Source organism: Paenibacillus sp. Soil766 (assembly GCF_001428105.1).
Lineage (GTDB): Bacteria > Bacillota > Bacilli > Paenibacillales > NBRC-103111 > Paenibacillus_E.
The window spans coordinates 20516-34352 of sequence record NZ_LMSJ01000060.1; the positions used below are offsets into that span (position 1 = coordinate 20516).

A 13837-nucleotide genomic window follows, 5' to 3' on the forward strand; every position below is an offset into this window, starting at 1 on the left:
GCTGCTCCGAAGGTCGTTTTATGACCTTCGACACAGCCCTTTCAATCTACCACTTATATTGTGCGCAGCCCTTGGTTTTCAAAGCTGCCTCCGCTTTGAAGCCGGAGCCTTTAAATAGGTCTCCCATCTTCGTGTCTGTTTTTTCAAACTTGCTGGAAATGCCCGATTTGCTTGGACTCATGAAATCAACACCAAACGGACCCGCTTTTGCTTTGGATATGAAATCAAACTTCGGACAATCGCCATTAAATTGGCTGGAAATCTTAAGTCCGTTCGTATAAGACACCGGGCCAAAAGCTGCTTTTAATGAAAGCTCCGCTGAGATGCCTGTACTGGAAAGATCCTCTCCCGGATTAACCTCCACATTCGTTCCAATACCGAATCCAACTTCTGCGCAACCTGAGACCCCTTCATCGGTGATACAGAACTTCCCGCCTCCGCCAACCCCTTCATAGGCGCTGGCACCGACGCAGAACAAACCGCACGGATCGCGAAGCTGAATCGGATTGTTATTCACGTAATTGTATAGGTTCGCTTGACCGGAATCATACAAGATCGGATCGCGCGCCGTCCATCTGCCCGCTTCTGGATCATAGTCACGGAACCCGAAGCGCACTAGCTTCGTGCCTGAATCGTGCAATCCGCCTGCAAACCCGATGTCCAGAACGAAAGAAGGATTCGTATCAGCGAGCAACACACCATAGCTGTCATAGCGGATTTCTTTGACAATCGTCTTATCGCCTTTGAGAACTTTCGTCGGTGTCCCTACCGTATCCGTAATGACATAGTAGCGAACGCCGTCTCGTTCAAGGGCAAGCAGCAACCCATTTTCGTTATAAAAATAAGTGGTAACCGACTGATCCTCCCCGATCACAGCCGTTAAGCTTTGCGGTGCAAGTGGATTGCCGTATAGATATTGCGTTGTCTTCCCCTGCACATCTCTCGCCGTCCTACGGCCTAGCCCATCATACGTATACGTAAACGTCTGGCCATCAACCACCGCTTCTAGAAGCTCGCCTCTCGCACCATAATGGAACGTGTCGTCGCCTTTGCTTGTCAAATAGCCGTCGGCATTAAAATGATACGATGTGGATCCAGATTGGATAATGGCATCGTAATCACCATAACTGCTCGTTTCCAAAGCCGAGCCCGTTACTTCCCGCGACACCCTGTTGCGGTTTACATCATACGTATAATTTTCCGTGAATGTGGTACCGAGGGCATCCGTCCTGGATAGATGCAGCAACTGGCCGTCTTGATCAAAGATATAATCGACGGACTCTACGCCTTCTGATGTGGTCGTCGTCTGGCTGATCATCTTGCCGCTAAGATCATAGATGCGTTCATCTTTCGAAACGGCCTCGCCTTGCAACATATACAGCAGCTCACTGATCCTACCTTGTGCATCATACTTGACGCCGATATCCATCGTACCATCGGCAATCGAGGCTACGCGTTTGCCAGGACTATTCCGGTTAAATGCAAACGGACCGAACTTCGCCAGGTTGCCGTCTTTATCCCAAGATAACGGAATATCCTTATTGGCTATGGCGCCAGCCGTCATTCGGATATTCGTGAGATTGGAATAACCATCATACTTGTAAGCGAACTGCCCGTTCGCCTTGCCGAACCAATTCATACCCGTGACATCGGAGCCATCATACGTATAAGCAATCGACTGTCTGTTCGCCGGATTGGCCGCCTGCAAGCTCTCCATGGTAGAAACGAGGTCCAAATTGCCCGCATAGGAAAATAATCTTTGCACATCTGGATCGCTTAACCCGTTAATCCGTCCAACCGTGTCATAGCCGTAATTAACTTGGCGTCCTCCCGGCAGTATGGATTTCTCCATCTTCCCGGACGTTGTGAACGCAACTTGGAGCTCAGCTGATTCGCCTCCTGCCATAGAGAACCCATTGAACTTATCCAGCTCATCATAGCTTTGATCATAAACAGTTCCGTCGGGCATCACAATGGCGGTTACATTACCGACGGCATCGTATTGTTTACCGATGATTTGACCGCTTGGAAGTTGAATCGTTATTTCCCGACCTGCTGCGTCGTAGGTAAACCGTTTCGTTAGACCAGTGGCGTCACTGGTTGAGATCAATTGATTTTTATCGTTATACGTGTGAATTAAAAATTGCTCTCCTTGCTCAATCTTCACCAGAAGCCCCTTGGTGTCATACGTATACAGAAGAGGTTCAGAGCCTGGCTCCTCGATTTTCCATACACGGTCAAGCGCGTCCAAATAGGTCGTCGTTACTTGCGCTTCCGCACTCGTTTCAATGAACTTCTTCTCAAGCGCGTCATACTTCACGGAGGAACTTGATGTCTTTGTTCCACCTGATGAGGTCTCTGACATGGTATAGACAATATCCACCGACTGGACGCTGTACGGATCGTGCTTTACACGCAAGTTAACTTTCCTGGATTCGGACATCTTCCACACTCTGCCACTCGGTGTCGTCACCAGAAGATTAGATAGCTGCGGCGCATCGCTGCCCCATCTTGGATCGAGCCCAAGCTGCTTCACTACTTGCGTTCCATCCGGATACTGAATCTCTTCAGCACCTCCGGCTTGTTGCTTCGAAACGGTTCTCGCTCCAGCTGAATCTGTACTGACACGTAATAATTGCCCATTGTTTTCCGAAACTTCAAAGGAGGTGATTTCATTTCCCGGCCTCGTGTAGGTCACCTTATACCCGTTCGGAATATTCGTCCTCTCTAATGTGGACACCCCTTCCAACGGATTTTCGGCACGGGTCAGATATCCCTGCGAGTCATAACCATACCTGCGAACATGACCATTCGGATCTGTAAACTGCTTCAGAAGCCCAGTTGCATCGTATTGCATCTGATAGGACTCTCCTAGCGGATTCGACAGACGAATCAACTGCCCATTCTGTATCTGCAAGGTTGTGCGCTGCCCCCCTGATGTGATAATCGCTGTCGGGGTTCCGTCCGAGCTTCGTTCAATCGTCAGGGCGTTCCCTACCCGATCTAGCATCCTAGTGAGTCTGCCGCTGTCATCATAGGCAAATTGGGATACAACGCTGCCTGTCAGTGCATTGTTCGTTGATAGCTGACGTCCTGTTTGAGGATCGAATTCATATCGAATCAGCCCCGCTTCATCCGTGACACCATCTTGCGCTGAAGAATCTATCCGGTACAGGGAGAAATAATCTGGCGGGTTTTTGCTATGCTGCACCTGAACGATGACCTCCCCTCGCGGTCCTACAGCTAGCATGTTGATATAAACAGAGCCCGAATAGGTTCCATTTTCGTCCTTCACCTTCTGTTTCAGCTGTTGAATTTGATCGGATGCAAACTCTCTAATGGTTCCCTCTGGTGTAATTTGACAAATCTGCCGATCTCCATTATCCGCTTCCCTCATAAAGATAAGGTTCCCTTTGTTGTCTATATGCAATTGGTTTCCTGCTGTACGGAAAGTAGCTCCCTTAGCTGGCATCCCATTAACGAAATTAACGACCATATCCGGATTCATCGCACCTGCGAACAGGGATACGGATCCGTCTACCGATATTTTGCGAATACGGGTGAAGGCGCAGTACGAAAACGAGCATCCTCCCGTGTCCAGCACATATAGACTACCATCCGGCGCGGTAACCACATCATCCACGACCCCGATCGTTTCTTTCGTGAAAGGCCCGCTGTCAGCGCCGTTATTACTTCCTGTCTTCCACGTTCTATCCCCATAGGAGGTTAACATACCGTCCGAATCAATCCTGCATAATGCGAAGCCATCGGTAAAATAAAGCGAACCGTCTGGCGATATCGCCAGATTAACAGGATTGTGCAAATTCGCTTCAAGCGCTGGAATTCCGCTAGGTATTTCGCTGTATTCCTGACCCTGTGATCCAGTTCCTGCAATCGGTACCCAACTGGTCTCGGAAGTCTTTTTCCTCCAAATACGGAAAGTCCCCCAGCTCGTGCCATATAAAGTCCCTTCGGAATCGACGATCAACGCATTCAACAGGAGGGGTCCCTGAACAGGTGTTACATTTCGGGCATCGCTGCCGTCCCCCTCCATTCGGAATACTTGGGTCTCCACGTTGTTCGGATAATTTTGCGCCGTATTCATATACGTATTCACATAGATGTCGCCATCCGGACCTATTGTCGTTGCCGATGGAATCGAAATTTTGTATGACGAGCCGATGCCACCTGTGGCCGTGCTCCTAAAATCAATCAGCTTCGCAGCTAACTCTCCTTGGTCCCGATACCTCATAGATCCGCTTCCTTCAGAGAGTGCCCCCGTTTCACTGTTGTACGCTTCGTGTCCGTCCAGACTCCAACCCGCAATCCCCATTTCCTGATACACATCGACAGGACTCTCTACGAGCCCATTCCATTCCCTCTCTGTCGATAGGGTGGCAGCAGTTCGATTTAGACCGATCATGACACCTTTATCTTTCATACCAGGCTGGCCAAAACTTTTATCAAAAGCAGCAGAAGAAGCATAGTATTGCGGTCTGTAATGATACTTCACGATGACCTTATAAGAGTGAGAGCCGATCAACTGGCGCCCGTAGGCATCCTTGCCATCCCAATTGAAAGAAACTGGCTTCGTTCCTTGAGAAAGGGAAACCCATTGCGTCACTTTTTTGCCTGCGATATGGATTTCTAAGCTTATGCCTGTCAGTGATGCTGGCAATGGGCCGTTAATGACCGGAATTTCCAGCGTTGACTTGCTCTTGTAGCCCTCTGCCCGCCGACTATAATAATTAAGCGTAAGACTTGTTCCCGTGATGGGAATCGACTCTCCAAGCGTCTGCTCCTGGCATCCGATGATGGAGCCCGACTTCTTGCAATTGTCATTGATGTCTGGGTTGTCATAATTCGGTCTGAGATGAGGCGGCAATATCGCATCGTTCGGCGGACCATAAGGCCAATTGAAATCCCACGGGGTAAAATGCTCAATGGGCACGCGCCACAACGTCTTGCCATCTTGATAAAGCTCCGCCAATTTCATCTGTTCCGCGGCAGTCATGCCAATCGTTGCCAACTGCGTCCCATCATCAGTCAAACCATCGCCATTCGAGTCAATGGCAGCTATACCGCCTTCCGTACGCAGAATTTGAATAATCTTGCCGTTCGTAGATGACACCCATTCGCCTAGTTGACGGTCATAATAGCCTGACGGCACCACTTCGCCCACTGGAAAACCAAGAAAGTTATCCACATACGTATACAAAGGTTGGCTAAATCGGACTTCCGTTGCGCCTGCCCCCACAGCTTCATCGGCTGATAACTCTACCGCATACGTATAGCCAACGTACGAAGGAAGATCTCCAGGCATCGCCTGAGGTCCTTTATCTCCAACTGTATATTCGGTTGCGCGAACGTGCAGCTGAGGGAGAGACTGCGTAGTTCCATCCGGCAGTTTCATATAAGCCGTCGTTTCCGGGAGAATAAGCAGCGTCGCCTGTCTGCTGCCGTCGTTATCGCTAACAGGATTGCCTTGAGCCACCTGGATCTCCGTCGACATGCCTGACAGCTGTACGGAGGTTACCTTGCTATCGTAGGCTTTTAACGTCACGTCGGTAAGAATAACGTAGTCTTCCCAGGGGACATTCGTTTTGCGTTGAATGCTCATATAACCGTCTTTGTCGTATATCACGATAAGGTGTCCCCCGCCGTTGACGGCTAAATCGAAATGCCCATCTGCGCGGGTCCTTGTATATCCCCAATCGGGATGATCAAGTATCGTTATCTTTACACCTGATAGTGGCTGCCCCTCTTCATTCAGCACAGTTCCTTTTAAGACCGCCAGTCTTTGCGACTCGAGCGCGCCTGGTTCCACCTCTTTTTGAATCGGTTGGCTCCCTTCATACAAGAAGGCCATTTTAGTGGAAAAAGTGTCCTCCCCAGCTAACGATATCGGTGTAGGTGCCGGATCAGGGTATGACGATTCATCGGGTACAGGAGGAAGTGAATAGCTATCGACCGATGTCGACTTATTGGATTCATTACCGCTCAAATCAACGGCGCTAACGGCAAATGTATATAGAGGACCGTAGGTCAATTGCGTGACCGTATAGAACGGTGCGATCGAAGTGCCGGTATGCTCCCAGGTAAGTCCCTTATTGATGGACATATACACATGGTAACTGCTCAAATCGGCATCATGAACCGAGTCCCATTGCAAGTTAACCTCCTTCTCTTTAGGCAAAACCAACAGCCCCATTGGGACGGCAGGCGGCGCGGTATCCGGGATTTGGATTAGGCTCGCCCGCACTCGGTCGGATTTGGCCGACTCATTCCCGTTCTGATCGATCGCACTCACGGCAAACGTATAGATCGTTCCATAGGTTAACTGTGTTACCGTGTATTGTGAATGTGTCACCGTCTCCGGGAGTCTCGACCAACTCCCTCCATCATTCTCAGAGCGGTAAACGAGGTAACCGGCCACATCCGTTTCTGGAGAAGACTGCCACTGCAGCCCCACCGAATCACTGCCCGATCTTGCTGTCAATTGGGTTGGAACGGACGGCGCTGTCCGGTCGGGAACGTTCCCTCCGTTGTTGCCGTTGCCGTTCCCGCCGCCGCTTTGTCCACCGCCATTGCCTCCGCCCGTTGTACTCGGCGCGTTGATATCAGCTAAAGACCAAGTTCCAATATCGGCTGTTTCACCTGATTTGGGAGCGGACAACGGTTTATGCAGTTCCTGCAGACGGCAGCCGCACTCCTTAGATTCCTTCTGTCCCAATTTCGCCAGCGAATCTGGAATCGCATCTTTATATAAGGTCAACATAGGACTACTAGTCCTCTCAATCACGACTGCGTGATAATTTCTTTCTGGTAGAACGTATGCCTTAAAACTGCCGTCAGTTTGTGTCAACGCAAAGAAGGTAGGATTCGTTGTAAAAGAGACCGCTACGCCAGCTTTAGGCTGCCCCGCTTTATCGATCAGCTTCCCAGAGAAAACAGCTGCCTTCTCGGCAGTTAGATTGATGTTGGCTGTTTCCTCATTGAAATTGAACGCCTGGTGAGTCGCTAAGCCCTCCGATTGAACCGCTGCTTCATATTGACCATAGGGGAGCGAAGCCTCGAAATGACCTTGCTCGTTCGTTCTTCCCCAACGCAGGATGGAGCGCTCTCCTTTCACATGTACACTGACAGCAGCGCCCGACAAGGGCTGACCATTCGAAGCTGATACATGCAGCGAAATAGGATGCTCTTTCTCTTCTTCCTTCTTCTCCTCCTGCTTGTGCCAAGTCCCGATTCTAGAAAATAAGACGGCAGCTTCCGCCCGCGTCAGCTGCTTCTCTCCTCCGAATGATCCGTCCGGGAAGCCTTCAATTAATCCCGATCTCGTTAATGCCGCCACGTCGTTCTGAGCCCATTCAGGAATCTTCGCCAGATCAGTGAAATTCACCTTATCATGCGGCACTAGCTTGAAGATCCTATTGAGCATCACGGCCGCTTCCTGCCGATTGACAGGAGCATCCGGCCGAAAGCTGCCATCTGGAAAGCCCTCCACATAACCTCGGCGCGAAGCCAAGTAGACATCCTCCGCGAACCATTCACTGCCTACATCACGGTAGGACAGAGCCGCCGTCGCCGATCCATCCTCACTGAACACCACCTTGCCCAAGCGATTGGTGATGGAGACAAACTCAGCTCTCGTCAGGAGTCGATTGGGTCTGAACGCCCCGTCCTCATACCCCTTCATGATGCCTTCGGCCAGCATCGCTCGGATGGACGCGCTTGCCCATTCGGGCAGCTTCTCTTCTTGGGGAACAGAGACGGAGGGACTTACCATTTTCCCGGCGTCCGATCCATCCGCTGCTAGCGGCACAGCCTGTGCAACAGAAGTAAACAGCAAGCTTCCGATCAAACTAGCTGCAACCTTTTCCTTCCATTTTCGCCACTTCAACGCCTTCACCTCATTCCTTGTTCTGATATGTCAGTACAACAGACGTCGCATCCGGGTTAGGTGTACTAATCGTGACGAGCAATTTACTGCCGTTCAGTAGACCGCTGCCTGTATACGAATCCTCAATGATCGTCTCGTTAAGATCTGTGTACCCTGAAGATTTGTAATAGTCCTTATACAACTTCATAATTTCTTTGAAATCTGTTCGAACATCATACATAACGATAATCGCTTCCTTGGTGGAGATGGCCGATTGTACTTCAGCGTCTTTGGCGATCGGAATCGATTTCGGGAATTGTTCCGGAATACTTTCACTTGCCGTTAACGTAACCTTCTCGCCTCCTTTGCCTACTGGCAGCGTAATTGTTTTCTCATCCGCGTCGCCGCAGCCTGTAAGCAGTAACAACCCGCAGAGCAGGAGCATAAGAACGCTCAAACCTTTTTTCAAGAGAACCATTTCCTTTCTGCTTGCAATGTCCTTACATCTAACTTGCGTGTACATGTTGCACCTCACGAGTTTCCTTGTATATGTCAGCAGGCTGACCCTCCCATTTCCAAAGCGCCCTACCCAAACCGACAAAAGCAATACCAAATAAGAGTCGGGAAGCATAATCACCCATTGGAGCAAAATCGCTCACAGCGCCAACAATCATCACGATCAACGCCCAACGAGGAAGAAGCTTAATTTTTAAGGATAAGCTGGCAAACAGGATAAACGCGATCATTTTTAAACCTACATTGCCAATCGTTGCGATTAAAAAAGGAAGCGGAGGGGTGCCGTTCCCCTCGAACATGCTGGGATCCAATTGATGAATAATCGGTGCAAGCAAGATCAGCCCATATTGATGGCCAGCGAACACCGAGGAGGTCAGAAAGATGAAGAAAAACGAGAATAGACCGTACCCCCGAACTTTATGAATTTGCGCTAACAACATGCCGATAAATAGAAAAAGTGAACCCGTAACCGCCGCCGTATCAAGTCCCCAACCGACTAAACCTGACATACTGCCGTCATAGGCAGGCACAATAAAAAACCTTGCTGGCAAATAAGCCAGCCCTCCCAAAATCCCAGCAACTCCAAACGCTTTAATCAACCCATTTTGATTCATAATACACATTCCTTTCATTTGGTTTGTGGTCATACCACATATGGACCCATCATAACGGGAAGCTTTCGGACACGAAACGTACCAAACGTATACAACAAGGTATACACTTTGGATCAAACGCCAAAAAAGCCTGGAGACTCATTCTCTCAGGCTTCTTATCCGGGCATTTCCGGAAGTGTGTTATGTTAGGGGACGTCTACGTCCGCTCAGCTCATTAATTTTTGGAGAAGCTCCGTTTTACCTTTGACTTCAAGCTTTTCATAGATGCGGCTCAGGCACTTTTTCACAGTAATCTCCGCTAAATATAGCTTTTGAGCAATTTCTTGGTTAGACGAACATGTCATCGTTAGCAGAGCAATATCCCGCTCGCGATCCGTCAACCCTGATAAAATGGCATCTCGTTGGCTTGTATCCTCTTCAATTTGAGTTGATCGATATAGCTTCTCCACGAAATTCTTGATATCTTTATCTTCCCTAAAATCAAGAACAAGTACAGGTGCTGGGAATTCCGGGCCGAATCCCTTATGTGCTGCCTTAGGAACCTCTACATACCCGATTCCTTTTACCGTTTCCTGGTTATAGGTCATCGGCGCAGTATAAACCATAATCCCGCCTTTTAAATAATAGGAAAGATAGGTTTGAAAGAACATAAACCGCGCTGCCGCACTATCATCCTTGGAAAAGTCGATAATATATTGAAACCAACCGGCAGGCGACTCCGGAGCTACCCGAAAACGATCCAGCTCTTGTTTAGTCAGCGTCTGAAAATAGGACTGTGTGATTGGATTTTGCTGCAGCAGCGACAGTGAATCTCGGTGAATCGGAATATAAATAAAAATGCCTACCGCTTCATTTTTTTCGTTCTTAAGCAGCCTCACCGTGTCGCTTCCCAGCGGAATGATGTCGGCAAGACGAATGGAGGAAAACCATTTATAATGAACCGCTTTTGGAATGTTGTACATATGCTTTTCATTGGTAACGGGATCATACATTTCTTGGGAGTAGTCATCAGGATTGGCCAAAATATCATTCATATATTGTTCAGCTTCAGCCATGTTGTCCAGATAAACCGTTTCGATTTCATAGGATTGATCTAGCGCATCATCATAGAACATCGCCCGAAAACCAGGCTCCCCCACGATATAAATAAAATCTAGCAAGTGGAGATTTCTCTCTTCCAGTGAAGCATATCGAGAGGTCACGCAGCTATAGTTATACTTTACGCTACGCCGCCAAAGCTCCTGATAAACTTGCGGTTTCTTTAGCCTGAAATCTTGATTTAGCGCTTTGCGAAGGACCTGATGCAGGTACCAACCCCGCTCACTTTTGCGAATAAAGGAAAGCTGAATCAGCTTCTCGAACTCCTTATCGCTAATTGTCTTATCTAGCATCATCTCGAGGATCTCATGGTTGAAAACACGCACCATCGTTACAGCTTCCAATAACTCCCGCAGGGCGAGATCTGGGATTTCACGCAGCCATTGACCAGCAATTTCCTTAAACGTTTCATTCCATAATAAAAGAAATTCGGACTCCTGCTCTCCTCTCATACCTCGCAGTTCAAGCAAACCCATGAATAAGGATAATGTTAAAGGATGCCCCTTCGTCAACATAAATGAATTTCGAATAAAGCTTACGTCATAATCGCCATAATTCGCGGTATACTGCTCGCAAGTTTCGTAGTCAAATGCCTTCAAGTGGATCAACTTTATCATTCTTCTCCAAGCGGGAGAGGCAACCCAACCGCCTTTGAGCGGGAAACGACCAGATAGTACAATTAGGATATGGCTGGATAGCCGAACCAGAAAGGTTTGACGCAACCATTCATCCAGCTCATTCATCTCTTCATACGTATCAACCACCAAGACGATACGTCTATCTTGAGCTAGCGTATTCAGCTTTTGCACAGCCGCTTGCAAGAATACTTCCTCACTTGAATCCTCTGTCTCTAGCATACCTGTCTGAATCACAGTGAACAGTCGTGATAGGAAGCCTATTGGCGTCTTGGTAAAATCCAAGCTATCCAGAAGAAAGAAGGGAACGTCCTCATCGCCGCATATTCGTCGAAACTGATCAAGCAGGGAGCTTTTACCTATCCCTCCAGTACCGCTAATCGACAGAATACGAGCATGACTTGCTGCACCCAACACGAAATCCTTGAACAGCTTAAGCTCTTTCATGCGCCCAACAAAAAAGCTCTCTTCTAATCGCTTAATCTCCTCACCTAAGCTGCTCATTTCGACCTCCATCTGCTACTAAGTGCCTATATACTTAAAAATATACGCAAGGATCTTGCCTTTATACGAATAATCAATTTGATAAATGTAACTAAATACTACTAAACTTCAAAATGATCTACAACAACATTCATAAAAAAACCTTTTACAATTGCCAAAAAAGAGCTGCATCAATGCAGCTCTTCTTTTTTGTGTAGCGTGCGGTATTCATTTGGTGAGATGCCTTCTACTTTCTTGAAAACTCTTAGAAATGTCGTACGGCTGTGGATCCCGACGATCTCGGCAATTTCGTTCACGCGCAGATCCGATTGTACCAGCATTTCCTTCGCTTTTTCAATGCGTACCTGATTGATATAATCTGTTAAATATTGATCTTTTTTATCTTTAAACACCCTGGATACATACTTGACGGAAACGCCCATCTCATCAGCAATCTGTTCGAGCCCAAGATCTTGCGTGTAATGATCGTGGATATATTGTTCAATCAGCGATACGAGGTTCCCCGATTTCGAACCGCCTCTTTGGGCTTTCGCCATTTCGATGATTCGCGTGAAAAATTCACATATCGTTGACTCCAGCTCCTTCGTGCCGAAAAACGACTCTTCGAACGCACTGCCGTTAAAGGGGATTTCCCTTTCCATATGCAGTTGTGAGGCATGTTGTCCTTTTTCCGCTAAAAACCGGACACCGGTCACATACATTTCTTTATATAGCTGAAGCGTATGTTCATAAGAAATACTTCGCTGCTCATTGCTCTCTACGATACTCGCAACGACATCCTTCACGGCCTGCACATCACCGAGCTTTAAGTAGTTTACTATTCTTTGCTCGTCGTGGAGCGAATACCGATAGCTGTTTTCAATCGACATTTGGTTGGAATCGACAATTTGAAACCGTTGATCTTTATTGCGCTTGCTAACCGCTGTCATCGCCTCGTTATGTGAAGCGCCAATATCATTCACATTCGTATAAAATGTACCGATACCGATCGTAATATCATAATACATACGAATATCATATTCGAAAATATTAAGCATGCTTTGGAAAGCGGGGTGCAGCAGCTCCGTCTCCTGGGGACCATTCATATTAATTAAGCATACAAACATATTTTGCCGGTGATCCATTACATAACATGGAACTTGACTGCCCAGCAGATTCCATACAATCTTTTTAATGCCATTAATAATAAAGATGCGTTCCGTATCCTGAATATCCTCATAGAAGGCATCTTTGAAATCAAAAAACACAGTGCAGCATATAAAGCCGGAACGAGTGAAGCCGAAGCCTGCCTTTAACGTCTCACGTAAAATTTCTTCTTGGTTGATCGTGTGACCTTTTAACAAAAATAGCAGCGAATACTCCACATACTCGTGTGTCTGCTTATCATATTTCACTTTAACCAGCTGATGGCTGTCAGACATCCGATTAATTCCCTGCTGAATGAGCTCGAACTCGTTGGCCGCTGCACTGACCTCATGCTCTCCGTTTACCTGCACACTTTTCTGGGCAATAATGTCCCGGATATTACGGATCGGATTGTAGATGCGAAGGCTGAACACGAACGAGAATACGATTCCCATCACCATGAGCACCACGCATAGCAGCAGCGTCATTTGCAGAATACCGACTGTATAATGATTGAATTCAGCAAGCGGTGTGAACGAATAGTAATTCCATCCGTACATATCGGATTTCACATAAGCCACTAGGTAGCGTTTGCCACCGACCTCCAACTCCTTCGAAGCACTACTTTCATCAAAAGTGGCTTTTAAGTTTTGTGCGGTTAACTTATCATTCAAGTATCCTTTGGCATCGTACATAAGCTCTTGGTTACCGTCAAAAACGACAAAGCTAGTTGAGCCGAATACGGCTCCCCCCTTCAATGTCTTTTCTATGGTCTCAACGGCAATATTGATAACCATAACAGCACTGTGGTTGCGGATCCGGTTGATCATCACGATGGGGATCACTTGTTTGACATACACTTTATCCTGAATGACTTGCGAAACTGGAAGCAGCTCCACGCTTTTCTTCGAACTCATCTTGCTCATCCAGTAGCTCGCGTCGTATTTTTCATACTTGTACATGTTGTTAAAAAAAGATTCGAAATAATTGACACCGCCACTGACATAAACGTCTTGGTTATCAATATAAGCGAACATCGAATCGGCAAAATGGCCGACGATGTTCTCGTTGCGCTGCATAATACGCGGTAATCGCCACAGCTCGGATTTGACTTCTAAGCTTTGCGTACTTTTGGGCATGAACAGGGTCTGTACCTTATCATCGTATAAAAAGCTAACGCTGGTTTCCTGTGCCGTTTTGATATAGGAATCCACTGTATTGGCCGAAGATTGCAAGTTCGTCGAAATACGCTGGTTAAACTCCTTCTTCATGATGCTGACGGAATACCAATATTCAGAAACTCCGATAATGATAATCGGGATTAATAGAGACAGGAAAGAGCATAAAATAGTTAGAAACAGCCGGTTATGCTTGCCTTGCATGCCACTAATTTGCTTTACCCATGGTATTTCCACAGCTATCCCACCCTCTTCCTGCCTCCGATGTTACGACAATACGTTAAG

The 13837-nt window shown here is 47.5% G+C and carries 5 protein-coding genes; all 5 read right to left on the reverse strand.

Annotated features, from left to right (window positions below):
* Nucleotides 1–46: 46 nt before the first annotated feature.
* The 5 genes from ASG89_RS34075 to ASG89_RS34095 all read right to left on the reverse strand — a co-directional run bounded on the left by ASG89_RS34075 (nucleotide 47) and on the right by ASG89_RS34095 (nucleotide 13789).
* Entirely contained in the window at nucleotides 47–7903 is a 7857-nt protein-coding gene (locus tag ASG89_RS34075) for an S-layer homology domain-containing protein (protein WP_057315783.1), read from the reverse strand.
* Between the two features lie 10 nt (nucleotides 7904–7913).
* The gene (locus ASG89_RS34080) at nucleotides 7914–8351 is read right to left on the reverse strand and encodes a hypothetical protein (RefSeq protein WP_157276914.1); all 438 of its coding nucleotides are present in this window, start codon (nucleotides 8349–8351) and stop codon (nucleotides 7914–7916) included.
* Between the two features lie 37 nt (nucleotides 8352–8388).
* Nucleotides 8389–9012: a hypothetical protein gene (locus ASG89_RS34085; RefSeq protein ID WP_057315785.1), complete on the reverse strand. Its 624-nt coding sequence runs from the start codon at nucleotides 9010–9012 to the stop codon at nucleotides 8389–8391.
* A gap of 206 nt (nucleotides 9013–9218) precedes the next feature.
* The gene (locus tag ASG89_RS34090; RefSeq protein WP_057315786.1) at nucleotides 9219–11249 is read right to left on the reverse strand and encodes a LuxR family transcriptional regulator; all 2031 of its coding nucleotides are present in this window, start codon (nucleotides 11247–11249) and stop codon (nucleotides 9219–9221) included.
* A 170-nt stretch (nucleotides 11250–11419) separates the two neighbouring features.
* Entirely contained in the window at nucleotides 11420–13789 is a 2370-nt protein-coding gene (locus ASG89_RS34095) for a helix-turn-helix domain-containing protein (RefSeq protein ID WP_057315787.1), read from the reverse strand.
* Nucleotides 13790–13837 lie beyond the last annotated feature (48 nt).